Origin of the sequence: Streptomyces sp. NPDC005784 (genome assembly GCF_042871525.1) — a bacterium.
Lineage (GTDB): Bacteria > Actinomycetota > Actinomycetes > Streptomycetales > Streptomycetaceae > Streptomyces.
Map to the genome: position 1 here is coordinate 100123 of NZ_JBIAIQ010000026.1, position 25717 is coordinate 125839.

At 67.4% G+C, this 25717-nt stretch carries 23 protein-coding genes and 1 pseudogene; 13 read left to right on the plus strand and 11 right to left on the minus strand.

All coding sequences use genetic code 11. The features are described from left to right. Window positions 1–89 precede the first annotated feature (89 nt). Window positions 90–641, plus strand: a complete 552-nt coding sequence (locus ACFYR3_RS31880) for a YciI family protein (protein ID WP_389285390.1) — start codon at window positions 90–92, stop codon at window positions 639–641. 923 nt (window positions 642–1564) lie between these two features. Here ACFYR3_RS31880 and ACFYR3_RS31885 read toward each other — a convergent pair. From ACFYR3_RS31885 to ACFYR3_RS31895, 3 genes are all read right to left on the minus strand, one after another. Further along, the gene (locus ACFYR3_RS31885; RefSeq protein WP_389285392.1) at window positions 1565–2233 is read right to left on the minus strand and encodes a Type 1 glutamine amidotransferase-like domain-containing protein; all 669 of its coding nucleotides are present in this window, start codon (window positions 2231–2233) and stop codon (window positions 1565–1567) included. A gap of 170 nt (window positions 2234–2403) precedes the next feature. Beyond that, window positions 2404–2544 carry a hypothetical protein gene (locus ACFYR3_RS31890; RefSeq protein WP_389285394.1) on the minus strand — a complete coding sequence of 47 codons (141 nt, stop codon included), beginning with the start codon at window positions 2542–2544 and terminating at the stop codon, window positions 2404–2406. Between the two features lie 62 nt (window positions 2545–2606). Next, a complete protein-coding gene (locus ACFYR3_RS31895) occupies window positions 2607–2960 on the minus strand; it encodes a VOC family protein (RefSeq protein ID WP_355843007.1) in 354 nt (117 codons plus the stop codon). An 810-nt stretch (window positions 2961–3770) separates the two neighbouring features. Between ACFYR3_RS31895 and ACFYR3_RS31900 the strand changes: the two genes are divergently transcribed. The 6 genes and pseudogenes from ACFYR3_RS31900 to ACFYR3_RS31925 all read left to right on the plus strand — a co-directional run bounded on the left by ACFYR3_RS31900 (window position 3771) and on the right by ACFYR3_RS31925 (window position 7938). Continuing rightward, the gene (locus tag ACFYR3_RS31900) at window positions 3771–4295 is read left to right on the plus strand and encodes a GNAT family N-acetyltransferase (RefSeq protein ID WP_355843004.1); all 525 of its coding nucleotides are present in this window, start codon (window positions 3771–3773) and stop codon (window positions 4293–4295) included. A gap of 149 nt (window positions 4296–4444) precedes the next feature. Next, window positions 4445–4612, plus strand: a pseudogene (locus ACFYR3_RS31905) (serine hydrolase); the annotation flags it as partial. 275 nt (window positions 4613–4887) lie between these two features. Further along, window positions 4888–5205, plus strand: a complete 318-nt coding sequence (locus ACFYR3_RS31910; RefSeq protein ID WP_355855714.1) for a hypothetical protein — start codon at window positions 4888–4890, stop codon at window positions 5203–5205. A gap of 139 nt (window positions 5206–5344) precedes the next feature. After that, window positions 5345–5887, plus strand: a complete 543-nt coding sequence (locus ACFYR3_RS31915; RefSeq protein WP_356780195.1) for a GNAT family N-acetyltransferase — start codon at window positions 5345–5347, stop codon at window positions 5885–5887. Window positions 5888–6070: 183 nt separating this feature from the next. After that, window positions 6071–7255, plus strand: coding sequence for a cytochrome P450 (locus tag ACFYR3_RS31920; protein ID WP_389285396.1), 1185 nt, complete (start codon window positions 6071–6073; stop codon window positions 7253–7255). Window positions 7256–7368: 113 nt separating this feature from the next. Then, a complete protein-coding gene (locus ACFYR3_RS31925; RefSeq protein WP_355855354.1) occupies window positions 7369–7938 on the plus strand; it encodes a DinB family protein in 570 nt (189 codons plus the stop codon). 433 nt (window positions 7939–8371) lie between these two features. Here the strand turns inward: ACFYR3_RS31925 and ACFYR3_RS31930 are convergent, their stop codons facing one another. Together ACFYR3_RS31930 and ACFYR3_RS31935 are read right to left on the minus strand one after the other, a co-directional pair. Next, window positions 8372–8494, minus strand: a complete 123-nt coding sequence (locus ACFYR3_RS31930) for a hypothetical protein (RefSeq protein WP_355855351.1) — start codon at window positions 8492–8494, stop codon at window positions 8372–8374. Window positions 8495–8636: 142 nt separating this feature from the next. After that, a complete protein-coding gene (locus tag ACFYR3_RS31935) occupies window positions 8637–9005 on the minus strand; it encodes a VOC family protein (protein WP_355855348.1) in 369 nt (122 codons plus the stop codon). A gap of 563 nt (window positions 9006–9568) precedes the next feature. On the opposite strand from ACFYR3_RS31935, the gene ACFYR3_RS31940 reads away from it, so the two are divergent. Then, window positions 9569–9913 carry a hypothetical protein gene (locus tag ACFYR3_RS31940; RefSeq protein ID WP_355855345.1) on the plus strand — a complete coding sequence of 115 codons (345 nt, stop codon included), beginning with the start codon at window positions 9569–9571 and terminating at the stop codon, window positions 9911–9913. Between the two features lie 101 nt (window positions 9914–10014). Here the strand turns inward: ACFYR3_RS31940 and ACFYR3_RS31945 are convergent, their stop codons facing one another. Next, the gene (locus ACFYR3_RS31945; RefSeq protein WP_355855342.1) at window positions 10015–10575 is read right to left on the minus strand and encodes a TetR/AcrR family transcriptional regulator; all 561 of its coding nucleotides are present in this window, start codon (window positions 10573–10575) and stop codon (window positions 10015–10017) included. Between the two features lie 175 nt (window positions 10576–10750). Here ACFYR3_RS31945 and ACFYR3_RS31950 point away from each other — a divergent pair, with 175 nt between their 5' ends. The 3 genes from ACFYR3_RS31950 to ACFYR3_RS31960 all read left to right on the plus strand — a co-directional run bounded on the left by ACFYR3_RS31950 (window position 10751) and on the right by ACFYR3_RS31960 (window position 16535). Next, complete coding sequence (locus ACFYR3_RS31950) at window positions 10751–12181, plus strand: MFS transporter (RefSeq protein ID WP_389285425.1); 1431 nt, start codon at window positions 10751–10753, stop codon at window positions 12179–12181. A gap of 174 nt (window positions 12182–12355) precedes the next feature. After that, a complete protein-coding gene (locus tag ACFYR3_RS31955) occupies window positions 12356–12940 on the plus strand; it encodes a class I SAM-dependent methyltransferase (protein ID WP_355855337.1) in 585 nt (194 codons plus the stop codon). Between the two features lie 394 nt (window positions 12941–13334). Then, window positions 13335–16535, plus strand: coding sequence for a TIM-barrel domain-containing protein (locus ACFYR3_RS31960; protein ID WP_389285399.1), 3201 nt, complete (start codon window positions 13335–13337; stop codon window positions 16533–16535). 189 nt (window positions 16536–16724) lie between these two features. On the opposite strand, the gene thpR is transcribed toward ACFYR3_RS31960, so the two are convergent. Together thpR and ACFYR3_RS31970 are read right to left on the minus strand one after the other, a co-directional pair. Then, window positions 16725–17333: an RNA 2',3'-cyclic phosphodiesterase gene (thpR, locus tag ACFYR3_RS31965; protein WP_389285401.1), complete on the minus strand. Its 609-nt coding sequence runs from the start codon at window positions 17331–17333 to the stop codon at window positions 16725–16727. Between the two features lie 116 nt (window positions 17334–17449). Next, on the minus strand, window positions 17450–18145 hold the full coding sequence (locus ACFYR3_RS31970) for a VWA domain-containing protein (RefSeq protein WP_389285427.1): 696 nt from the start codon (window positions 18143–18145) through the stop codon (window positions 17450–17452). Window positions 18146–18359: 214 nt separating this feature from the next. Here ACFYR3_RS31970 and ACFYR3_RS31975 point away from each other — a divergent pair, with 214 nt between their 5' ends. Beyond that, a complete protein-coding gene (locus tag ACFYR3_RS31975; protein WP_355855328.1) occupies window positions 18360–18713 on the plus strand; it encodes a VOC family protein in 354 nt (117 codons plus the stop codon). A 228-nt stretch (window positions 18714–18941) separates the two neighbouring features. Here ACFYR3_RS31975 and ACFYR3_RS31980 read toward each other — a convergent pair whose 3' ends face one another. Then, window positions 18942–20165: a saccharopine dehydrogenase C-terminal domain-containing protein gene (locus ACFYR3_RS31980; protein WP_355855325.1), complete on the minus strand. Its 1224-nt coding sequence runs from the start codon at window positions 20163–20165 to the stop codon at window positions 18942–18944. Window positions 20166–20289: 124 nt separating this feature from the next. On the opposite strand from ACFYR3_RS31980, the gene ACFYR3_RS31985 reads away from it, so the two are divergent. Next, the gene (locus ACFYR3_RS31985; RefSeq protein WP_355855322.1) at window positions 20290–21033 is read left to right on the plus strand and encodes a TetR/AcrR family transcriptional regulator C-terminal domain-containing protein; all 744 of its coding nucleotides are present in this window, start codon (window positions 20290–20292) and stop codon (window positions 21031–21033) included. A 135-nt stretch (window positions 21034–21168) separates the two neighbouring features. On the opposite strand, the gene ACFYR3_RS31990 is transcribed toward ACFYR3_RS31985, so the two are convergent. Next, a complete protein-coding gene (locus ACFYR3_RS31990) occupies window positions 21169–22104 on the minus strand; it encodes an NAD-dependent protein deacetylase (RefSeq protein ID WP_389285404.1) in 936 nt (311 codons plus the stop codon). Between the two features lie 540 nt (window positions 22105–22644). After that, window positions 22645–25422, minus strand: a complete 2778-nt coding sequence (locus tag ACFYR3_RS31995) for a lectin (RefSeq protein ID WP_389285406.1) — start codon at window positions 25420–25422, stop codon at window positions 22645–22647. Window positions 25423–25717: the final 295 nt, after the last annotated feature.

Below are 25717 nucleotides of genomic sequence, written 5' to 3' on the forward strand. Positions count from 1 at the left end.
CCTTTTGCAGGTCGGAGGCTTGTCGCTTCTGGCAGACGAGCCATAAGTCTGTCGCGCTGTCGCCGTGCATGGTGGTAGGGACTGTGGGCATGGAATTCTTCTGCTATCACCGCGATCGGTCCGGCTCCGTGGCGTTGCGCAGCGAGTTGCTGGAAGAGCACTGGTCCTACATGGACGGGTACGCCAAGGAGATGATCGCCCGGGGTCCGACCCTCGTCGGCGATGGCGACGTGGCGACCGGCAGCGTGCACATCGTCGACCTGCCCGATCCCGTCGCCGCCCGCGCGTTCGCCTTCGACGAGCCCGGCTATCAGGCCGGCGTGTACCGGGACGTGCTGCTGCGCCGGTGGCGCAACATGCTGGGGCGCACCATGTGGGACTTCCCTGGAGGCCGGACCGGTGGCAACCGGTACCTGGTGCTCGGCCTCGGCTCGGGGGAGGCCGCCGACGTCGCCGTGCCGCCCGACCGGGACGAGCTGATCGCATACGGGCCGCTGTTGTCCGACGACGGCGCCACGTGGCTGGGTACGGCGGCACTGGTCCGGGCGCCGGACCCGGACGCGGCACGCGCTGTCCTGATCCCGGACCGGTACGCCGACATCGAGGTTCACAACTGGCAGTTCGGCGGCCGGCCGTCATGAACCGGGGGCGTCCATATAGTGCTGAAGTTCGTACGGTGACGGCATGGGCAGGGACCGTGTTCCCTGACTGAGGCTGAGGCTGGTCGTGGTCGTGGATGAGGACGCCGGGCCGGGACCGCGTAATGGGTGTGCTGGTCCGCTGATGCCGCGGGCGAAGGGCGACGGCCGTGTTCGGTTCACCGGCCTGGGCGCATCAATCAGCACCCGCAGGAAGATCAACAACCACAACGCGCAACCGGCTCACAGGCTGTCGACACCAGCAACCGCGCCCTGGGCTGAGGGCAGCCGCAGAACCTCCCGTGGGGAGACGGGAGGAGCGGCGGGCCCCGAGAGAGCGCACCTCAGGCGGGACCCGAGGGGTGATCCCGACCTGAGGAGGACACAGGATGGGCTCACGCACACCCTGTACCTAAAACCAGCCACAGCAATAGATGGCGGCTGGAAATATTCGTCCGGAGGGCCGAGTTCGGCTGCCTTGAGCACTGGCGGGCATGCGGATGCCTCGGTCAGGGGGTTGGGGTATCACGCGGCCGTCGCCGGATCATCTTTCAATCGGTTGATCGCCAGCTCGTCACTGTTGTGCTTCGTGGCGCGGTCCACAGCGAAGCCGGGTGGCCGTCTACCGTGCGAACCCTTCGACAGCCGGACGGCCGGACGGCCGGACAGCCGGGCCGCCTGGGGGTCGGTCTGTCCACTCGCTGGGTTGCCGCCGCCGGCCCGTCCTCACTGCTGTCGCTTGGCTGACCTCTGCACGTCCCACCGCGACGGCCCGTTGCCCTAACGGGCGGCTGGCCGTCCTCAAGGACTGCTGCTGACCTCCACGAGTCTCAAGATCATCAATTGCTGACCAGGCAAGCGGGCAAACGGGGCTGCTTGAAAAGCCCCAACCGGAAACAGGCGGAGGCACCGCATCGCGTGTCGAGTCACGGATGAAACCGCCACCGGCCTTCGGAGATGACGTCCACTTTGTTGTCATTGACGCGAATTGCCGTGTCGTCGTCGATGAAATAGATCGGGAAGTCCGCCCGCTCGACGATGCGATCAGCCCAGGCGTCGTCCCGCTCCGGGAAATCCGGCGAGTACAGGTGCGGCTTCAGATACCAGTCGAAGAGCGCGAACGGCGGCTCCACCGTCGTAGCGCCGAGCACGTGCAGGTCCGCAGCATCCCCGATGACGTCGGCGGAATGTTCGGTGAGATTCCGGCTGAAGATCATCGATCCGGCGCTCACCCCCACGTAGACCCGGCTCTCCAGCAATTCCAGGAAGCCCTCGGCCAGACCGTTGCCGGTGATGCTGCGCGCGAGATGGTAGTGACTGCCGCCCTCGACATAAATAACGTCGGCGTGCAACAGCCGGTCAAGCACCATCTGCCGAGGCAGGCCGTTCAGCTCCAGGATGTCGAACTCCCGCCAGCCGAGACCGTGCAGTCGGCTCATATCCGCGACGAGCCACCCGTGGTCACCGGGCTCGGCGGTGGATGCCGTGAGAACGTACACGATGTTCGCCGACTCGAACGGCTTTCCCAGCAGGTCCCGCAGTGCATCTCGCAGCGTCGCGTTACGCAGGCCGCTCGCCGTCAACAGAAGCTTCACCGGGCGAGCCAATCATGGCCGCCAGGCGCGCGCAATGCACCAGGCGGCCGCCACCGCCGTCATCCCTGCTGAACCGCGCTCTGGCTCGACCGCCCCCTGCTGCGGGACGCCATCCCGCCCCGGACCAGCAGCAAGTTCGTAGCCAGATGCGTTCTTCATGTGCCGGGCGTTCAGCAGCCGGCACTCGGCGTCTCCAGCAAGTAGAACACCGGCTTCCAGTAAGCGCCGGTCGCCTCCATGCCGACCACCGTGACGCCCTCGGCGATCAGCCAGTTCCGCATCGTCGGCAGGTCACGAGTCCATAAGGTCAAGGACGGCGCCCTGTGTTGGGGACTGCGAGCCCGCCAGGCCGGACACGCGCTCGCAGGGCGTCTCACTGAGGTCGGCGGCCAAGGATGCAGAACTCGTTGCCCTCGGGGTCTGCCATGACAACCCACGACTGGTCACCTTGGCCAATGTCGACACGCTTCGCGCCAAGCGCCTGAAGGCGAGCCACCTCGGCGTCCTGATCATCCGGCACGAAGTCGAGATGCAGTCGGCTCTTGGCCTTCTTGGGCTCATCAAGCAGGACGAACTCCAACCCCGGCGAGCGCTCCAGCTCCGGGCGGATCGCGAACTCCACGTCAGAGGTGTGGACCACAACCCAACCAAGAGCCTCGGCCCACCACTGCCCCAGGGCCGCCGGATCTGCAGAGTGAACAATTACATTCTGCCATTTCAAGGTCATCAGCCGAGCCTAGGCTTCCCGGGGCTTCGAGAACAGTCGCTCGAAGGGAATCCATGCGGCGGCAGCGGCCGATGGTCAGCCTCCCGAACTACCGCTCCGGCTCACCACAGTGAGCTACGCGCCCACTTCCCCGACACCTGCAGCCACCACCGCGGCGTCCGCTACTGGTACCGCTGACCACCACCACGACGCCCCGCCCGAGCGCCGCGGGGTGCAGCCTGCGTTGGCTCCGCAACGCACGATCGAGGTACGTCACCTCGGCCGTCCCGGAGCCCAGGGACCAGCGTGCCGATCTGTGCCGGCGACTGGTAGTTGACCATCTCGTTCAAGGGGGTGGCCAGCTACGGGATATGCGTTGTCAGTCGGGCACGGCCCGCAAGCCGAACTCGCTGAAGTGATGGTCAGAGTCTGCGGTCGATTTCCGAAGGAGGCGGGGCCGACCTCGGCACGGGACAACTGCATGCCGGGCGGCGCAGCGGCCAGGTACAGCGGCTCCGGATGCTCCCGGTACCGGGCAACCTCCGCCGCGTGCCGGCGCTGCTGAGCCTGCGCCGAGCCGACAAAGCCCCCGTAGGCCACCCCGGCCGCAGCGTGGCCACCGCCCCCAGCCGCGCCCACCGGCTCGGCACGAAGAACGCCGCGGCCAGGGCGTACGGTCCGCGCCGGTATGCCCGCCGTGGCCAGCATGCCCATTGTCAACGCCACACCCGCGGTTTCAGGGGGCAGTGGGGTCCGGCCACCGTGGCGGCTGATCGAAGCGCGACAACTCAACGGCGGGTGTCCCGATTTCGGCGCGGTTTACCATCGGGTATGTCGTTTTCTGATCATCCTCGACGCGATGAGTGCAGTCACGATGGCTTCATCGTGCGCGAGTTGAATCCTGGCGAGGAGACGACGGCTGCAGCGGTGCACCGGATCGGTCGCCGTGCGTACGCGGTCGAGGCTGACCTGATCGGCTTCGACGGTATCCCGGCTCTGCGAGAGAGCCTAGAAGAGATGCGGGCCCAGCCTTTGCGTTGGCTCGGGGCAGTGACGGATGACGGGCGGGTCATTGCTTTCGTCGCCTGGCAGTGGTCGGCGGGAGAGGACGCTCTCGACATCGACCGCGTGTGCGTTGATCCCACATGGTTTCGTCGCGGCCTGGCTTCAAGGCTGCTCGGTCATCTCCTGACCGACCTCGTCCCCAGTGGGTACGTCCTGGTGAGTACCGGTGCCGACAATCGTCCGGCAGTCGCGCTTTACGAGCGCCTGGGATTCTCCCGTGTGGGCACCGTCGAGCCCGCCCCCGGATTGAAGGTGGCTCAGTTCCGGCTCACCCGGGATCGAGCCGGATAGCAGTGTCTCGGGCTGGGTGGCTGCCCGGCGAATGTAATCGTCCCGCAGGTGAATCGGCAGACCTGTAAACGGACTTCGACGTCGGCGGTCCTCGGAACACCAGCGGAGAACCGCGAAACGGGCCGACGGGCACGAACGGACCATCTTCGGAACCCTGGAGAGTGCCCGGCCGCTACGGCTGGATCGGCGGCACCGGGACGACGGGCCATGTCATTCCGTCCACCGGAACGGTCACCCTTCTGCTCGCCCAGGTCGCCATGGCGAACCCGACACCCACCCCCCTGACGCGGGACTTCTGGCACGTCACCGCGCGGTGAGCGGCGTTCGTATCAACTCGTCTGCTTTGTCGAGCAGTTCGACGTCGTAGAGGAAGAATTCGTCACTGGCGCGGTGGCGGGGTACTCACCGCTGCGCGCGTTGGGAACTCCTGATTTACGGAGACTTGGAGGCGCTGGCTGTCGTCTGCTGGTCACACGAGGTGATCAGCCGTCGATGGCTCCGTCCGTGTGGTGTTGTGCTGCGGGCGCAACCGGGTTGGTCCTTGCGGTGCTCTGGACAGGTAGTTCGTACGTCACCTGGTGAGGAGACAGAGATGACCCCCTGGAACAGTGAGAGCCTCGGTTCCCATGCCTTCGTCGACCCCTATGCCGCATCGTCCCGGGACAGTGCCTGGCCGGTTCCGGACCAGCCCTGCGATGACATCGACGCCTACCTGCCGGCGCCCGACCCCGCCCGCCGCCTCGGCTACACCCTCGACCCGCACGACCGGCGACGCCTCGACCTGCATGCCACACTCACCGCCGCGGGCATCCCACCGATGCCCGAAGACCGTGCCGTCATCGACCAGATCAGCGCCCTGCCCGCAGACGTCAACAACGTGCTCCAGCGCTGGCTGCACCACACCCTGTGAACCCGAGGTAACCGCTCCGCCGCACCTGGCCGGCGCCGTCGAGACCGGGCGGGCACTCGGACGCGACCGGTGCCGTCCGGTCATGGGACATCGATTGTTATCCTGCCTCGTCCTGAACAGGCCAGAGAGGTTCCGCACCATGAACAGCACCATGCCGTCGTTTCCCGAGCGGATCGAGCTCTCGGGGGAAGGGCTCGTCCTCCGTGACTGGACGGAGGCGGACCTGGCGGCGATGCCGGAGCTGTTCGACCACCCCGACATCGCGTACTGGACACCGCTCGTCTCCCCCTTCGACGAAGCGGCCGCCCGCGCCCGCCTGGACCGGGACCGGCAGCTCCGGGCGCAGGGCACGGCCGTGCTGCTCGCCATCACTGTCGACGGCGGCGCACCGCTCGGCGAAGTGATGCTGCGGCGTGCCCCCGAGGGCACGGAGCTCGGGTACGCGGTCGGTCCCGCGCACCGCGGCCAGGGGCTCGCGGTGCGGGCGGTACGGGTCATGGCCGCGTACGCCTTCGAGCAGCTGGGCGCGGGGCAGGTGATCCTGGAGCTGGAGGCAGAGAACGCCGCCAGCGTCGCCGTGGCCACCAAGGCGGGCTTCGGACTGCTCGACGTGCCGCTGATCACAGGTGAGGAGAAAGGACGCCCCTATGCCCTGCAGACGTGGGGGCTGAACCGCCCCTGACCCCCGGCTCCCCGACTTGCCTGCTGTCGTCGACGAAAGCAGAGCCGTTCGGGGGGACTTGGGTCTTCCTGAGGAAGATCCGGACATGTCGCCTGTTCCGCTCCTTCCCAGCCGCGAAGAGCAATGGGCGGCGGGGGAGGGGCGACGGGGCGCGGCCGAAAGCGATCAGCCTAGGCTGCGCCCATGTCTACTGCATTCCCTGATCCGGCCACGCTCGTCGCCGACCCCCACGCAGCGTATGCCCGTCTGCGGGAGGCCGGGCCGGTGCACAAGATCACCGGGCCGGACGGTCTGCCCATATGGATCGTCACTCGTCACGCCGACGTACGCCAACTGCTCGCCGACCCGCGGCTTTCCTTAGACAAGACACACAGGCTTCCCGGCCAGTACAAAGGCTTCACGCTGCCGGCGGCCCTCGACGCCAACCTGCTCAATATGGACCCGCCCGATCACACCCGCATCAGGCGACTGGTCACCCAAGCGTTCACCCCGGCCCGCATCCAGCGGATGCGTCCGGACATACAGCTCCTGGCCGACCAACTACTGGACAGCGTGGCCGACCGAGGGCACGCCGACCTCATCGCCGAGTTCGCCGCACCACTGCCGATCACCGTCATCTGTGACCTGCTCGGTGTGCCGCACGACTCACGCCGCGACTTCCGCGACTGGACCGACGCACTGGTCGCCCCGGATCCCGAGAACCCCGACGGGACGAAGCACGCCGTCGCCGCCATGCTCTCGTACTTCCCACAACTGATCGCCGACAAGCGCCGCACTCCCGGCGACGACCTGCTGTCCGACCTGATCAACGTCCGCGACGACAGCGACAAACTCACCGAGGACGAGCTGACGTCACTCGCGTTCCTCATCCTGTCCGCCGGCTACGAAAACACGGTGCAGCTCATCGGCACCGCCGTGCTGGCGCTGCTGGACCACCCGGAGCAACTGGCCGCCCTACGCGACAGTCCGGCCAAGATCGAGGATGCTGTCGAAGAGTTCGCACGCTTCGACGGTCCTGCGCTCCTTGCCATTCGACGCTTCCCGGTCGATGACGTGCAGATCGGTGACGTGACGATCCCGGCGGGGGAGACGGTCATGCTGTCGCTCGCCTCCGCCAACCGCGACCCCGCCCGTTTCCGCGACCCCGATCGATTCGACGTGGACAGACGGGACAGCGGGCATGTGGCGCTCGGTCACGGCATCCACTACTGCGTGGGCGCCCCGCTGGCACGGCTGGAAACACAGATCGCCGTAAGCACGCTGTTGCGCCGCTTCCCTTCCCTGCAACTGGCCGCTCCCCGTGAGGAGTTGAGGTGGCGACCCTCAATGCGGGCCCGCGGGTTGCTCGCGCTGCCGGTGAGCTTCTGACGCTTCTGACCCATCGCGCTCATTGCGGGGGGCCCTGCGCCTTTCCTGACGCCACCATGGCGTCACGTCGCAGTGAAGAACTCGGTGGCGTACAGGGGCCGTCGCGGACAACCATGCGACGTATGAGTGACCGACCGGCACGATGGACCCAGGCAACCGTCTACCCCGACATGTGGGCCGACCCGGACGACGACCCCCGCAACGATGAAGGTGTCAGCCTGGACGGTGAACTCGCGACGCTGCAGGACTTCCTGACGGGCTATCGCATGACCCTGCGGATGAAGTGCGAGGGCCTGGACGCGGAGCAGTTGGCCCGTCGATCGGTCCCGCCGTCGACGATGTCGCTGCTCGGTCTGGTCCGGCACCTCGCCGAGGTGGAACGGGACTGGCGCAACTGGATCAGCGACGGTGACCCGCTGCCGAAGCTGTACGGCCGACGTGACGCGGACTTCGAGGAAGCTGCCGCCGATCAGGCCTTGGTCGACGCCGCGTACTCCGATCTGGAGCGTGAGCAGGGGGCGACCGACGCCGCGCTGGCTGAACACCCGGATCTGAGCGAGCGGGTGGGGAAGGACGGGATCGCGATCCGGGAGCTGATGGTGCACAGGATCGAGGAGTACGCCCGTCACTGCGGTCACGCCGACCTCTTGCGCGAGTGCACCGACGGCAGGGTGGGCCAGTGACGAGGGTCGGGGTCAACACCCGCCCCGCCAGGCCGGGTTCACGCCCGCGCTCACGGCGGCCGCAAACGGGGGTGCCACGGCTCGCGCCCTGGCCCGTGCTGTCCCCAGGACAGCACGGGCCAGGGCACGGCTTGACGATCCCGTCTCTCTGACGGCCCCGGCCGTCTCGACCGGGACGACGTCGCGTGGCTCCGCCCGCCGCCGCATGGCCGGGGCGGCCACTGCGTACGCCAGCCTGAGTCGGCGGGGAGACGTCCACCACTCGTGGGCTCCACTTGGGGCCTCGGCGTCACCCCGGCGTCCGTCCCCCCGGCTGGCCGCGCAGTGGCTCGGCTGCTCCATGTGCCGCGCTCCGAGGCCTACTGACTCAGGCACAGCGGGCCCGGCTGTGCGGGCGGCCGCCGGTGGGATGTGTCCTGTCCCCGAGCGCTCGTCAGCAGGTGGTGGTGCGGTCGTACAGTTTCAGCGCGATCAGCAGGCAGACCATCAGCACGCTGGTCATAGGCAGCGCGGTGGTGGCGTGACCGATGGCCCGGAGCGCCCTGCGGCCGCTCATCAACGGGAGCCGGCTGGCCGGCCACCAGCGACACGGCGACCAGGAGCCCGCCGCGATCGGCGACTTGGGACTGTCCACCAGCGCGGGCCAGGCCGAAGTACGGGGCTCTCTCGGGGCGTTGGCCGTGGCCGTCGGCAGTCCGTCAACCGTGGCTGGTGTCGATGACGCAGAACCGGTTGCCCTCGGGGTCGGCGAGCACGATGAAATCGGCGTCCTCAGGATAGAGATCCCAGTCCACGCGCCGGGCGCCCAGGGCCACCAGTCTCTCGACCTCGGCCGCCTGGTCTGCCGCGTCCCCGGCATAGAGGTCCAGATGGACCCGCGGATACGCCTGGACCACCGTCTCGCTGAGACCGAGCGACAGTTGGGGCCCGTATCCTTCCGCCGGCACCAGCACCACCCAGTCGTCCTCCATCTCCTCGCGCGGGACGTAACCCAGAGCCTCCATCCAGAACGCGGCGGCGCGCGACACATCCGAGACACCCAACACAATGGATCCGATCCTCAGCATGCGCTGATTCTGGCGGACAGCGACAGACCGGTCACTGACTTCGGACCCGACGGTGGGTCGAACGGTGCCTGATGCAGCGGCCCCTGACACCAACAAGGACGAACACTGGCGACTGTCTCAAGTCAACGCAAGCGAGGCAGGTTCATCTACCGCTGATGCCGACGAAGGGCACGGCCCTCGCCGGCCCGTCGGCCGCAACCTGTTGGCCTGCCTGAGTTGTTGAGGCACTGCCGACCGGTGACTGCCCGCGGCGCGTGCCGGACCGCGCGCCAACGAGGTGAGGGTCCCGTCGCGATCGAACGTCAGGCTTCGTGGCTGGGCTCGACGCCGGACGGGAAGCCGTAGATCCCTGGGGCGTCGACCGTGTCGGTCTTGTAGCCGAAGCCCATGATTCCTCCAACCGGGGTGACTCAGGACTCGTCGCACCTGGTACTGACACTCTTTGGGCCGTCCCGGAACCTGGAAGGACGCTCAACGACCAACGCTGACAACCGTCGACAGGAACCACACACCATGCCATCTGCGTCCGTCACTGGCATGGGCGGAACTCCACTGGACGGGACATGAGCACCACTTCAAAAAGCACCGGCGGCGCCGGACGCCTCCTTGCCGGTCTCGGCGCGGTGACAGCGGTACTTGTGTGGGCGCCGCGGGCAGCGTTCAGTATCGACGGCGGGTTCGAGGGCCATGCCCGTAACCTGAGAGTGGTCTACCTCGACCTTCCGCTCATCGTGCTCGGCGGCGCTCTGGTGCCGCTCCTGGCCTGGTCGCTGACCAAACGCTGGACAGGCCGACCCTGGGTCTCGGTACTCGCCGCCTTGGCCACGCTCGTGCTCGGGATCTGGGGACTCATGGAGTGGTGGACCCCTCGACAGCACCCGGACGCGGGCTACGGACCAGGACTCTGACTCTCCGCCGACGGCGACTCCCACGCAGATCGTCGGGCCGGCGGCGGCCATTTGGTCCTCCTCGCGCGAAGGGACCGTTCGCGCGAGGTGTGCGGCTGCGGTCAGTGCACCAGGGGGAGGAAGACCGTGTCGACGATTTCTTCTAGCACGTCGTCGGGCACGGGGGCGAAGGTCGTGAGGATTTCGTGGCGCAGCAGGTCGAAGGGGAGGGACTTGATGCGTTCGGTCAGGAGTTCCGGTTTGATCTCGCCGCGGTCGATGGCCCGGTCGAACAGTACGTCGACACCATTCCCGCGCCCCGTCGCGAGGAGGTCGCCGGGGCTGATGCCGGTCTCCTGGTAGTAGCCGGCCAGGTGCACGCTCATCACGGTGATGAGCTGGACACGGGTCGCGTTGATCTCCCGCATGAGGGTGAGGACGTCCCCCCGGAGGCTTCCCGTGTCGGGAGGGTCGAGGCGGTACTTCTCCAGGATGTGGACGATGGTTGCCCGGACGAGTTCGTCACGGTCGGACCAGCGGCGGTAGAGAACGGGAGGGCTGGTGCCCGCGCGCCGAACGACGGCGTCCACGGTGAACCTGGCGTAGCCGCTGTCCGTGAGTTCCTCCCAGGCCGCATCGAGGAGCGCCTTCTCCAGAGCCGCTCCGCGGCGTCGCTCGGGCATCCGTGCCTCCCTTGAATAGACTTGCCTATCTTATTCTAGCGCCCTACTCTGGCCCCCGTAAGACAGGAGTCTCTATCTTAGGTGGCTGCTCGTGAGTACTCCCAACGAGACCGGACCCGCTCTCGCCGCGGTGGACCCCTCTCCTGGCGCACCCCGGTCGTTGCGCGAGGCCTGGGTGGCCTTGGCCGGACTGTCGGCAGTGTTTCTGTTCGAGATGCTGGACAACTCGATCCTGAACGTCGCGTTGCCCACGATCGGACGCGAGTTGCACGCTTCGACGATCACGCTGCAGTGGGTGACGGGCGCGTACGGGGTCGTGTTCGGCGGTTTGATGTTGGTGTTCGGCGCGATCGCCGACCGGTTCGGCCGACGACGGATCATGCTCATCGGGCTGGTGCTGCTCGGCGTTGCGAGCCTGGCGACCGCTTTCGTCACCACTGCGGAGCAACTGATCGCCGTCCGGGCGGTGATGGGCGTCGCGGCGGCGATGACGACTCCAGGTTCGATGGCGCTGGCCTTCCGGCTGTTCGAGGAGGAGAGCCTGCGTGTCCGTGCGATAACGATCATCTCGACCGTCGGTCTGGTCGGGCTCGCGATCGGCCCGACGGTGGGAGGGTTCGTGCTCGCCGTCGCTCCCTGGCAAGTCCTGCTACTGGTGAACGTGCCGATCGCCGTGCTCGCGATGACAGGTGTGCGGGTCGGCGTCGCCGCGGACGAAGCGGCTGACCTCCACCGCGACCCGGTGGACGTCCTCGGAGCGGTGCTGGGCACGGCGACGATCGCGCTCGCGCTCGTCGCGCCGACACTGTTCGTGAACGAAGGCACCGGTTCATGGGCGCCATGGACGGCTGCCGCCGCGGCTGTTGTGGGGGCGATTTCCTTCTTCCTTCGCCAGCGTTCGGTCCGCCATCCGCTTCTCGACCCGAAGCTCCTCGCCCGCCCGCTCGTTGCCGGCGGCCTGGCCTACAAGGCCGCCGCGGGACTGGCGACCGCTGGTCTCGGCTACTTGGTGACGCTGCAGTTGCAACTCGACTGGGGATGGACGCCCGCACTCGCCGCCATCGGCATGCTGCCGCAGGTTGTCGTCCTCCTCGCAGCGGGCCCGTTCATCAATCCGCTCGTGGAACGCGTCGGTATCGGCCGCGCCGCATGGCTCGGCGCCGCAGCGGTCGTGTTCGGGCTCGCCATCTACAGTCTGCTGAGCCGTTTCGGATACGTGTGGGTCGCGATCGCACTCGTACTCGTAGCAGCCGGGATGCGCGTGGCCGGCGTCGTCGCCGCGGTCAATGTGCTCGGTGGCCTGCCCAAGGACCGGACCTCGATCGGCGCGGCGCTCACCGACACCGCCACCGAAGTCACCTCCGGCGTCGGCATCGCCGTCACGGGCACCATTCTCGCGGCGCTCTTCACCGGCAACATCGCGACAGCGAACTGGAGCTCGCAGCAGTCCGCGGAATTCCAGGAGGCAGTCACGATTGCTGGTCTCGTGCTCACCGTCATGGCTGCAACGCTGGTCGGATGGGCGAATCTCCGTACGCGGAGCGTCGCGGACGGCAGAGCGAACACGCCCGTCGCCGACCTGATCGGCAAGCAGCCGGCGGCATGATGCCGGCCCGGGACCGCGGACACCCTGGCTACAGGCATCGACCGTCGACGTGACGCCTTCATCGATGGCTACCGCTTGTCATCCATCCTGCGGTGTCATGGATTGGCCGGGAAGTCGCTGAAAGGGCAGGAAAGGGTGTGGCAGGGCAGGCGTGGCGGCTGCATCATCCACCGGATGGACGACATGCCGAGCCGATTCCCGGTCTCTCTGCCGGCCCTGCGCGCCGCGGCGCGCGAAACGGGCTTCATCAGGTCCTGTGAGGAGCGCACCGGCAGCTTGCTGGCCGTCCTCGCGGCTGCCTGTCCCGGTGGCCGCATCCTCGAACTCGGTACGGGCGTGGGCGAGGGTTCCGCCTGGCTTCTCAGTGGGATGGACAGCGCTTCTCATCTGGTCACGATCGAAGTCGACGAGGCCGTACGGAAGGTCGCCCGCGAGGAGTTGGGGTCCGATCCAAGGGTGACCTTTGTGGCCGGAGACGGCGGCGCATGGCTGCAGAACTACGACGGGGAACCGTTCGACCTGGTGTTCGCGGACACCTGGCCCGGCAAGTTCAGCCACCTGGAACGTGCCCTGCAACTCGTGGCTCTCGGCGGAACGTACCTGATCGACGACCTCGACCCGCAGCCCGACTGGCCGGACGAGCACGGAGCCGCGGTCAAGCGTCTCTTGGCCGACCTGGAGGTACGAGAGGACTTTCGCTCCGTCCGTATGACGTGGGCGAGCGGGCTCATTATGGCGGTGCGGTCAGCCCGGGCTTGAGGGCGATCAAAACTGCCCGCTCCGGCCTGTTCTCGTCGTCCTTGACCGGCACGGTGCGGTGAAGGTCGTAAGCGTGATTTCCCGGCCGGGAAATCCGCGGTCGGCCATATGGACACCGCGAGAGTGGACGTGCTCTGATGCCAACTGCTGATCTCTGTGGGCGGGGTCTGAGGAGGGTCATATCCTGCACCGCCGCGCTCCTGGGGTACGCCGCAGCCCGAACAATGCCCGCAAGCGGGAAGCCCAACTCCGGGTCTCAACCGGCATACCGGAGACGGTTCCCCCACAGCAAGCAGAACGGATGTTGCGCATGAGGACTGCTTCAAAGAGGCGACGGCTGAGATCCGCACGGCAGCAGGTGAGCGTCGCCGCTGCCCTGGCGGTGGCCGCCACCATGACTCTGACAGGCGCGGACTTGGCGTCAGCCAATGGCGCGCACAGCCTTCGAATCCCAACCCTCTCGTCGGGGGACGCACGCTTCGAGATCCTCTCGCCCACGCTGATCCGTACGGAATACGCGGGCGACCGGAAGTTCACCGATGAACCGACGTTCAACGCCATCGGCCGCGACGGCTTCGAGCCGGCCGCTTACAGTGCCACGACGTCCAACGGCTGGCTCACCATACGGACGAGTGCGATGAGCCTGCGCTACAAGGTCGACTCCGGGCCGTTCAATGCCCAGAACCTTTCCGTGCAGCCGGCGGCGGGACCCACTCCCGTGACCGCCGCGCCCTGGCAGCGTCTGACCTGCACGCTCGGCGCACTGTGCGAGGCCGAGAATCTGCGTCTCAACGGGCTTTCCGTAGCCTCCGACCACGCCGGGCACACCGGGACGGGCTTCGCGGCGGGATTCCAAGGCACTGGCAGCTCGGCGTCCGCTGACATCGATGTCAAAGACGCTGGGACCTATGAGCTCGACCTGCGGTACGCCAACTCCCGCGGCGGTGACGGCCAGACCCGGACCCGCACCTTGACGCTGTCCGTGGACGGCGGAGCGCAGCAGACGGTGTCATTGCCGGTCACGGCGAACTGGGACACGTGGAACGTCACCACGGCGAACGTCCAGCTCGGCGCGGGTCACCACACGCTCGCCCTGACCCGAACCGCCGCGGACTCCGGCAATGTCAATGTCGACAGCGTCGCGCTCGTCCGGCCCGGCGACACATACCCGCCCGTCTCCAGCACCGCGATCACGGACTGCCTGTACGGCGTGAGCTGTGAGGCGGAGGCCGGACGCATCGGCGGTACAGCGGTCAACGCCACCGATCACAAGGGATACGCCGGCAGTGGCTTTGTCGGCGACCTCCACCAGGGATCGAGCCTGACGACCCATGTGGTCGGCGTGCCGGCCGACGGTGTCTACACCCTCAGGGTGCGCTACGCCAACGGCATCGGCGCCGACGGCCTCCACCAGGCGCGCACCGCCATGGTCTCCGCCGCGGGCACCGACAGCACCTTGTCGCTCCCCGCGACAACAGACTGGGGTGATTGGCAATCGGCCTCGGTGCCCGTCACCCTTGCGGCAGGTACGGACGACATCACCCTCGGCTGCCCCGGCCCGGCCAGCTGTCACATCAACGCGGACACCGTCTCGGTGGCCGCCCCCGAGGCGGCCGCGCCCCCGCCGCACATAGCCCTCGGCGGATACCGCCGAGGCCTCGACGGCGTGACCGGCAACGAAGACTCCCTCGCCACCACGCCCGGCCTGCTCAACCAGGACGGTTGGTATCTGCTGGACGACACGCCGTCAGCGCTGTACGACACCACATCGCAGAAGGCAGCACCCCGCCCCGACCATGGCGGCGCGCCCTACCAGGACGGCTACGTCTTCGGCTACGGACACGACTACAAGCACGGACTCAGCGATCTGGCCACGCTGACCGGACCGCCCGCACTGCTGCCGCAGTGGGCTTATGGCGTCTGGTACTCGGAGTACATCGATCGCACCGCGGCGGACTACCGGAACGCCATTCTCCCGGCGTTCCGCGCCGAAGGCACCCCGCTGGACGTCCTGGTGACCGACACGGACTTCAAAGCCGTGAACAATTGGAGCGGTTGGGAGATGGATCCCGCGAAGTTCCCCGATCCCAAGGGCTTCTTCGACTGGTCGGCATCCCAGGGCCTGCACAACACACTCAATGTGCACCCCAGCATCCTCGCTTCCGATCCCCAGTTCGCCCAGTCGCAGGCCACGGCCAAGGGCAAGCTGACAAAGGGCGGTTGTGCCTCGGGCGCCAACGTCGAGAACAACTGCTACACCTTCGACTTCGGCGACCCGGACCAGCTCAAGGCGTATATGGACCTGCACCAGGCCATGGATCAGCAAGGCAACGACTTCTGGTGGCTCGACTGGTGCTGCGACGCATCGCAGTCGTCGCTGGCGGGCGTGACCCCGGACGCCTGGATCAACCAGCAGTACGCCACCGCCGACGCCAAGACCCTCGGCCGCGGATTCGTTCTCTCCCGTGCGTACGGCTCGTTGCAGGCGGCCGGGTACAGCGGCCAGCAGGGGCTGCCGACCGGACCGTGGGCGGACAAGCGCAGCACCGTCCACTTCACCGGCGACACCTCCTCGACGTGGGGCACGTTGAAACTGGAGGTCGGTTACACCCCGGGGGAGTCCGCCGCGACCGGGATGGCGGCCATCACCCACGACATCGGCGGCCACAACGACACGACGGGGCTGACCGGTTCTGAGACGTACACCGAAGGCGGGCAGAGCCGCACCACGCACAAACTGCCCGACGACCTGTACGCCCGGTGGGTCCAGTTCGGAGCCTTCCAGCCGATCGACCGCCTGCACAGCAACCACAGCGACCGGCTGCCCTGGCAGTACGGCACGGCGGCGCGCCAATCGGCCGACAAGTTCCTCAATCTCCGCGAGAACCTGGTGCCCTACACCTACACGCTCGCCGAGGAGGCGAACCGCACCGGCGTGCCGATCGTGCGCCCCACCTACCTGGAGTACCCCGACGAGCCTCAGGCCTACGCTGCCGCCAACAGCGAGTACTTCTACGGCTCCGACATGCTGGTCGCCCCGGTGACCACGCCGGGCACCTCTGCCACCACCTCGGTATGGCTCCCGCCCGGCCAGTGGACCAACTACTTCACCGGCGAGACCTACACCGGTGGCGGCACCCAGGACGTGACCACCGACCTGAACTCGATGCCGGTGTTCATCAAGGCGGGCGGCATCCTGCCCACCCGCACCCACAACGTGTCCGGCAACGACCGAAACCCCCTGACCGACGTCACGCTCACCGTCGCGACCGGTTCGTCGGGGTCGTTCCACCTCTACGAGGACAACGGGACGACCAAAAAGAGGAGCCGAAGCGCCACGACGACCATTCGGTACCGGCAGAACGGTCCGCACCACACGGTGTCGATCCGGCCGGTGCGGGGTTCCTTCCCCGGTCAGGTGAAGACCCGCCAGTGGACCCTCTCACTCCTGGGGACCCACGCACCCACCCAGGTATCGGCGGCCGGCATGCAACTGTCCCCGCACGCGTACCACTGGGACAGCACGTCCAAGGTTCTGACCATCACGCTCCCACGCCAGAGCGTGCACGCCCCGATCACCGTCACCTACCAGTAGGAAGGCACCCGCCCAGGAGCTGAGGTGCTTCGCCGGACCGATGGTCATGGGGTCTCAGTCCGCACCCGCTGAGTATCGTCGACAACTCTGCCCGTCCATCGCCTGCCGATGGGCGGGCAGAAGCCTGCGCTCACCGGTCCTTGCGGGTGACCCGGGGTAGTGACGATGACTCAGGAACGGTTGGTTCGTTCAGGATTGAGTGGATTTCCCGTTGCCGAGAGTCCAAGCCTCGATGTCGCGGTAGTGGATCGGTCCGCTACTGCGGCCGAAGTTGCTGCCGACCAGGTGCAGACGTTCGGCGGCCCACTGGTGGCCGGTGAATTCGGCGATCCCTTGGGCGATTTCCGCTGCGGAGGATCGGTCTCCGCGGCGGGCACGGGCCAACGTCAGATGAGGGCGAAGCGGCCGGTCCTCGAAGGCGACCCCGCATTTCTTGACGACGGTACGCACATCGGCGGCCAGCTCGTGCAGCGCATCGAGGTCTCCGTCGATTCCGCTCCACAGCACGCGGTCGTCGAACCTACCGCTGCCGCGCAGCGCCAAGCAGAGTGGCTGGTGGTCCGCTGCGAGGTCGGCGAGTGCCGGTCGCAGGAGTGGAATGGTCTCAACCGGCAGTTCTCCCAGGAACGCCAGGGTGATGTGCCAGTCCTCAATACGGTTCCACCGCATGTCAGGGTGTGTCTCGTAGGCGGGGCGTAGCTCCCGGGCCAGTTCTTCTTTCGCGTGGTCAGGCGGGGCAAGAGCGATGAACACGCGAACGGTCGCGGGCTGCGTCTGATCGTTCACACCAGAATTCATACCGCACCCGCCACGGGCGATGGCCCCAGCCCCGTTCGCCAGCCCCGTTCGCCAGGGCAGACCGGCCAGGCGCCCCGGGCCATGCTGCCCTCGGCGGGGCAGATCGGTTCAGGTTCTCACCGCAGGACTTGAGCCGTACGAGCAGACAACAGCCAGCTGGGGAACTCTTGTAGAAGCCGGTCGTAGAGCAGATCGTCGGGCACCGCGCGCGGATCACGGCCTGCGTGGAAGAAGCCCGCGTTGTCGACGACGCGATGTCTGGGTACGGCCAGATCGTCGAGCTTGCGGAGGAAGGCGAACTCGTTGTCGTCGGGGTCACCGAAGCCGATGAACTGCCAGAACAGCGGCAGCCGCGCGGCTTTGCACAGGTAGCGTTCGGCGGCGAGCTTGCTGGAGGGCCCACCATCGGTTTGGAAGATCACCAGGCCGGGGGAGCGGCTGCCGGATTCCGTGTAGTGGTGGATTACCTCGTCCATCGCCCAGTGGTAGCTCGTGCGCCCCATGTGTCCGAGGTTTTCGTGGAGTTTGTTGATGCTGCCCCGGTGACCTCCGAGCTTGAGGTCGGTGGTTCCGTCGACGTCGGTGGAGAAGAACACCACAGGTACCGTGCCGTTGTCATCAAGGTGGGCGGACAGCGAGAGGACCTGCTCACCAAGATGCTGCATGGTGCCGTCCTTGTAGTACGGCCGCATCGACCCGGAGCGATCCATCACGAGGTAGACCGAGGCGCGTACTCCCTCAAGGCCGTGCGCACGCACGCTGGACCCTGCCGACTTGTAGAGACTGACCAGGTCCGGGGCTTGCGACTGCATCTTGGACAGGCTGATTGCCGGAGCGCCATCCTGAGCATTGACCACGTCCACCACTCCTTCGTCGGGTTGCGGTCCGCCTTGTCGGGGGTACGACCTGCGGGGTGAGGCCGGGCTGGAGATTGACGCCCTCGCTCCCCCGCGATTGAGACGGGGTGTGAAGTGGGCGTTGGTGTGGTGCGGGCCCGCCCGATCACCGTCCTGGCAAGATAGCGGGATGGAACGTGTGCTTGGAATCGGTGGGTACTTCATGCGCGCCGCCGACCCGGTCTCTCTGGGCGCGTGGTATCGCGATTGCCTGGGTCTGGACGCCGATGAGAACGGTCTGTGGCGTCAGGGCGCCGGACCGACGGTGTTCGCGACGTTCGAAGCCGAGAGCGAGTACTTCGGGTCCCGCGCCCAGCAGACCATGCTCAACTTCCGGGTCCGCGACCTGGATGCGATGCTCGCGCAATTGCGCGCCAAGGGAGCGGAAGTGGTGCAAGAGACGCAGGACATGGAGGGTGTCGGTCGATTCGGCTGGGTCATCGATCCCGAGGGCAATCGGGTCGAGCTGTGGCAGCCCGCCTGACCACGTCTTCACACAGGCGGTGACGTTTCCGTGGGGCTGGTGCCTTGCGATGTGTCACGAACGGCGGACAAGGATGTCGCCGTAGCCGGTTCGGGCGCGCACCACCCACTGTTCGATCTCTGACCGAACAACCCAGCGCTACTGATCACCGGCGTTGAGATCCGTGACCGGGGCCCTCGGCCGAGGAGCCGTCCGGCCGCTCCCCGGCTCGTGGCCTGCCGCCGGCCGTCAGCCCTCCTCGCGCAGGCCCCACGGAGAGCCGTACTCGGTGAGCAGGTCGAGGAAGGGGCGGGGCGGCAAGGCTTCCGGGCCGAGCACACCGCTGGCCGACCAGGCTCCACCCGCGACGAGTTCGAGGGCGATGACAGGGTTGACGGCGGTCTGCCACACCACTGCCTGGGATCCGTACTCGCGCATCGACCATTGGTTGTCGACCACGTGGTAGAGGTAGACCTCGCGAGCCGAGCCGTCCTTGGTGCCCTTGACCCAGGTGCCCGCGCAGGTCTTGCCGGTCATGCGGTCGCCCAGCGTTGCCGGGTCGGGCAGGCAGGCGGCGACCACATCGCGCGGGGAGACCGCCACGGGCCCGTTCTCCGAGGGGACGGTGACCTTCTTGGTGGCGTCCAGACCCAGCTCGTGGAGGGTCTTCAGCTTGTCGATGAAGTCGTCGCCGAGGCCGTACTTGAACGTGACCCGGCGGGCGTCGACCCAGCGGGGGATGAGCAGGACCTCCTCGTGCTCGACGTTGACGCACTCCACCGGGCCGATGCCCTCGGGGAAGTCGAAGACCTCAGGTTCGCTGAAGGGTTCGGTGGTGAACCAGCCGCGATCCTTCTCGTAGACCACCGGGGGGTTGAGGCACTCCTCGATGGTCGTCCAGATGCTGAAGGACGGGGCGAAGTCGTAGCCCTCGACGGTCAGGTTGGCGCCGTCGCGGACGCCGATCTCTTCGATCTTGTCGAAGAGTTCGTCGGCTGCGTACCGGGCGAAGACGTCCGACAGGCCCGGCTCCACCCCCATGCCGACCAGGGCCAGCCGCCCGGAGCGCTCCCACGGACCGGCCTGCTCGAACTGCGCGTCGCCGAGCTTCACGCCGCATCGCTCGTACGGCTGGGTGGCGTGCGGTGCGGACAGGGACATCGCCATGTCGAGATAGTGCGTGCCCGCCGCGAGGGCCGCGTTGAAGAGCGGCATCACGAACCGCGGATCGGTCGCGTTGAGCAGGGCGTCACACTTCTCTTCGACGAGTGCCTGACGTACGGCGTCCACGTCGGAGGCGTCCAGGCGCCTCGCGCTGAACCGGTCCCCGTGTTCCTTGAGCGCCGCGACGGCCGCCTCGGCGCGTGCGAGGTCGTAGTCCGCGACGACCATGTGGGTCAGGAAGTCGCGACGGGCCGCGATCCGCGTGACGGCCGTGCCCACACCGCCCGCGCCCACGAGAAGTACTCGCATGTCACACACCTTTCGTTGCCGGAGACGGACGCCTCCGGGGCTGGACAGATGCAACGGGATGTCCTGGGTTAAGGTCAACAATGTTGGCATAAGGACCGGTGAGTGGTCGGCAGGGAGAGTTGGCGTGGCGAAACAAGTGGTGCCGGAGGCGGCACGGCGCAGGCGTCGGCCGACGAGACAGGGCACGGTGCTGTCCGAGAAGCTGATCGTGCAGACGGCGTTGCGGATGCTGCGAGAGCACGGCAGCACCGGACTGACGGCACGCAGGCTGGGCGCGGTCCTCGGAGCCGACCCCAGCACCCTCTACCGTTACTTCGCCGGTCTGGACGACCTGACCAGGGCCATCGGCGAGGAGTTGATGGGGCGGGCGCTGGACACCTGGACGGCCACCGGAGAGTGGCGGTCCGACCTGCGGGCCCTCGGCCAGGCCATTCACGCCTCCTACCTCGCCCATCCCCAGGCCGCTGTGCTGACTGCCAGCCGCGTCACCGGCCGGCCGCGGGAGATCGCGGTGGACGAGGCGATCCTCGGCATCCTGCGCACCGCGGGCTTCCCGGACGCGGACGCGGTCGTCGTCTACCACGCGTTCATCGATCTCACTCTGGCCTTCGCGGCCCTGGACGCCGGGTCGCTGGCGCTGACGGACGAGGCCCGCGCAGCGGACGAGGAGATGTGGAACTCCACCTACGCCGATTTGCCTGCCGACACCCACCCGCACATCGCGGCCACTGCGCGGCTCCTGGCCGGACGGATGACGCACAGTGCCTACCCCGTCGTCCTGGACACGCTGCTGAACAGCGCGGCAGAGCAACTCGCCTGGGCACGCGCCCGGCGGTATCCCCACGCCGCAAGCACGCAAAAGCCCTGACTCCGAGGCTTATGCCAACGGTAATGACCGTAGTCCTCGCACAGACAGGCTCGCGGTCGCCAGGCGACGGTCATGTCACTGGTGGCCCGCTCAGCGGGCTGATCGGGCAGCCGCGGCACACGAGCGCGGGGGTACTCATGGGCCCACTCCACGCCCGCCCGGTGCCGGTGAGACATCGGCCGCTGCTTCGTCGAGGGGGATGTCCAGCCGGTCGGCCACGGCGGTGAGGGCTGTTCCCAGCGGGAGCGCGACTCGGGCGAGGGCGTGCTGGTCGCCCCGGGTCGGGTCCCGGTTGACGATCACCACCGGCTTACCGGCCTGGGCCGCCTGGCGGACGAAGCGCAGCCCGAACATCACCGTCAGTGAGGAGCCCAGTACCAACAGCGAAGTCGCCTCACGGACCAGCCGGCGGCAGTGCTCGACCCGCGACGGCGGAACGGCTTCGCCGAAGAACACCACGTCCGGTTTGAGGATGCCGCCGCAAGCCGTGCAGGGAACCACGCGGAAGTCCCCGACCTGTTCATCGGTCAGGTCGGCGTCACCGTCCGGGTTGATTGCGGCGGCCACCGGCTCGAAGGCTGGATTGGCTTTCTCCAGCTGCCGGGCGAGCTCGCGGCGCGGGCTGGAGGCGCCGCAGGACAGGCAGACGACCCGGTCCAGGCCTCCGTGGAGTTCCACGACGCCCTCGCTGCCGACGGCCTGGTGCAGACCGTCGACGTTCTGGGTGATGACCCCCGAGAGCAGGCCGTGCCGCCCGTACGCGGCCACGGCCCGGTGCCCGTCGTTGGGGCGGGCACGTCCGAAGGTTCGCCAGCCGAGGTGGCTGCGCGCCCAGTACCGCCGACGGGCTTGGGCGCTTGCGGTGAAGTCCTGGTAGGTCATCGGGGTGTGCCGACTGAGGCTCCCGCTCGGGCCCCGATAGTCAGGGATGCCCGATTCCGTGGAGATTCCGGCCCCGCTGAGCACAAGCACGCCGCCGGTTCTCAGCGCGTCGGTGACCGGCTCCAGATCCGTGGTGCCCGGCGGCAGGTCGTCGGCAGGGGTCCAACTCAGAGTGGGGCGCATCCGCATGTTCCCAGGGTACGGAAACGATGACAGGTGCGCGGGCCGACAAGATCAGCCCCGACGACTTGGTCACCGTCGGGGATCGTCGGTGACTACGGCTGGGCGAATGGGCGGGGCTCGCTGAAGCTGTCGCGACAGGACAGCTACTCGGGAGACCTGTCGCTGATCGCGGTCGTCGCGGCCATGTAGACGCGTCGCCGCGCCTGCCCGGCCTGCCCGGCGTCCTCGGGCACCTCGGCGCGGAGCCGGTGCAGAGGACGTCAAGCTACTCAGGGCAGGAACCTAGGACAGGCGCTGAGCTTGTTCATCGCAGGTCATCTCAATTGGCCGGGTACATTGTCGGTTCTGGTGGGGATCGTAGAGCGGAGATGCGCCTCGTCACGGACCGGAACGGTCTGCCCCTGTCCGTCGGATCTCCGCCGCTACGAGTGCAAGGCCGCGTACTTCCTCGCCTCGGCGAGCATGGCCTGCGCCCTCATCCGTTACCGCAAGCTCGCCAATTGAGATGACCTGTCAGTGGTGTTGTGGGCTACGGGTGCCGGTGGCTCAAGTCGGCAGTTTCCAGTTCTGGGCGCCTGATCCGTTGCAGCTGTAGAGCTGGAGTTGGGTGCCGTTCGTGGTCGTGGAGTTGGGGTCGTCCAGGCACAGTTTGGACTGGGGGTTGATGAGCGATCCGTTGGCGCCCGTGGTCCATTGCTGGGCGCCGCTGCCGTTGCATGTCCACAGCTGGATCAGTGTGCCGTTGGTGGTTCCGCTGTGGTCGGCGTCCAGGCATTTGCCGAGGGTCCGGACCGTTCCGTCGCCGGCGATGATCCAGTCCTGGGCGTAGGTGTTGTTGCAGCTCCAGATCTGGACGTGGGTGCCGTCGCTGGTGGCGGAACTCGCGTCGTCCACGCACAGGTTCGAGGCCACTGCGGAGGTGATGGCGCCGATACGGGGCGAGGCCGGGGCCGTGGTGTCACCGGCGTACGAGGGCGGGGCCGCGGAAGTTGCCGTTGCCCAGGAGGTGTTGGCGCTGGTGCCGAGGGTGTAGTTCAGGGTGCCGCCGGCGGTGATTGCCGTGGTGGGGGCGTAGGCGTTGTTCCAGGCGGTGCCGTTCCACGTTGCGGACTGTACGTAAGGGGCGTTGTCGGCGGCGCCGTTGCCGTTGATCGTCAGTGTCTGGCCCGACGGGAGAGTGACCACGGCCTGTGTGAACAGGGGGGAGCCCAGGGCGAGATCGGAGGTGCCCGGGGTCTCGGGGTACATGCCGAGTGCGGACCATACGTACCAGGCACTCATCGCGCCGAGATCGTCGTTGCCGTCGGCCAGCCCGCCGGGAGTGTTCGCCCAGATCTGATCCTGGATCGCCCGGACGGTGCCCTGTGTCTTGTAGGGCTGCCCGGTGTAGTCGTATTCCCACGGCAGTTCGATGCTGGGTTCGTTGCCGACCCACGCGTAGCCCTTGTCGCCGGTGTAGCTGCGCAACACGGTGTCCAGGTAGTGGTTCATCGCCGTGTTGCCGCCCTTGGCGTGCGCCAGGCCGCCGACATTGAACGGGACCATCCCGGTGTAGATCCAGGAGTCGGCTTCGACCATGTCGGTGCCGCTGGTGGGGTCGAAGCCGCCGGTCCAGGAACCGCCGGCGTTGCGCGGTTCGACGAAGCCGGAGGCCGGGTTGAGTATGTTGCGCCAGCCTTGGGCGCGGTTGGCGTACGTCCTTTGGTGGCTGGTGTCGCCAAGTGCCCCGGCCAGCGCGGAGATTGCGAAGTCGGCGGTGTTGTACTCCAGCGTGGTGGCGACCGGGCCGTAGAAGTTGCAGCAGCCATAGCTGCCGTCGTGCGGCATGTATCCGGGTGAGTCAAGGTAGTTGAGGCCCGGTCGGTCGTTGTTGGCCGCGCTGGCCTGTTTGATCATGTCGGCCAGGGCGGTCGCTGTGTCGAAGTCCTTGGCGCCGAAGGCGTAGTAGTCGGCGAGGATGGCGTCGGCCGGGTCGCCCACCATGACATAGGACTCGCCGTTGTTCTCGGACCACTTGGGGAAGAGCCCGGTCTGGGCGTAGTCGTCGACCATTGATTGCGCTGTGTCCGAGGCGACCTGGGGGGCGAGCAACCCTTCGAGTTGGGCTTGAGAGCGGTAGATGTCCCAGCCGGAGTAGTTGGCGTATGCCGCTCTGTGGCCGGTGTCCACGGTGTGTGTTTTGCCGTCGAAGCCGTAGTACTGGCCGTTGGTGTCGCTGATGACGTTCGGGTGCAACAGCGAGTGGTAGAGCGCCGTGTAGAAGCTCTGTTGCTGTGCGGCTGTCCCGCCGGCGATCTGTATTTTGCCGAGCGCGCTGTTCCAGGCGTTCTGCGCGGCGGTGCGCGTCGCGTCGAAGTCCCAACCGGTGTTCTCCGCGGTCCGGTTGGCCGTCGCGTTCGCGATCGAGACGTAGGAGATGCCGACCTTGGCCTGCACCACCGGGTTGGTGGTGGTGTTGAAGGTGACGTAGCCGTTCGAGGCGGCAGCGTTCGGCGAGGCGCTGCCGTTGGCGGCCTTCGGGGCCGTCGCGGTGGGGGTCTTGCCGTGAAGCACCGGCTTGTTGGGCTTCTCGGCGGCGTTCTTGGACGCCGTGCGCGGCTTCGCCGGGGTGGCGGCCGACGTCTTCGCGATCGAGGTGCCTTGCGAGGCGAACGGCTGGTCGAAGACCATGTCGAAGTACACGCTGTACGTGTTCCCCGCGCCGCAGAAGTGGCCGCTGGTGACCTGGCCGCTCACCTCGGTGTTCGAGACCTTGGTGAACTGCGTCGAGGTGGCGCCGTTCTGGCTTCCGGTGAGTTTGAAGATCAGGTTGGCCTGGCTGCTCGAGGGGAACGTGAAGCGCGCCATACCGCTGCGCGTCGTGGTGGTCAGCTCGGTGGTCACCTGGTTGTTGAGGGCGACCTTGTACGAGCCCGCGGACGCCGACTCGTTGGAATGCGAGAACGCGTCCGTCGCACCGGTGTTCACGGTACCGACTGTGGGCAGCACGGGTATGTCGCCGGCCGCACCGCAGCCGGGTCCGGCGATGTGGGTGAGGCTGAAGCCGGTGATGGACGAGTCGTTGTACTCGTAACCGCCGCCGGAGGGACGCGACGGCGTGTCCGGGCTCCACTGCACCATGCCGAACGGCACGTCGGCCCCAGGGAAGTCGTCAGCCTGGTTCGACGTCCCGATGAACGGGTTGACCACGGTGGCCGGCGACGTGACGAACGCAGCCTTGTCGGCTGCCCACGCAGGTGTGCACAGCCCGGCGGCGGCCAGTGCCGCAACCGCAAGTAAGCCGATCGCGGTGGTTCCGGGAGGTCTCGACAGTCGTGTCAGCACGGGGGGTTTCTCCTCTACTCGAGGGCGGGACGGAGCTTGACAACGTTGTCTTCGCGCAGGGAGAGCGGCGCTCGCTTGGGTGTGATGGCGGAGATTGACAACGTTGTCTCATCGCCGAGACGGGGCGGCCGGCGATGCGACGCATTGACGGGGCCCCGGGGCCGCGAGCACCTGGGGGCGCAGACGAGAGAACGCTTCGTGAAGCTAGCCACAAGGCAGGGTCATGTCAATGACTCGCGCAAGCGGTCGGCCCGAGCGCACTGGGGGCGTGGTCATGGGGTTGCCGCCCACTCCG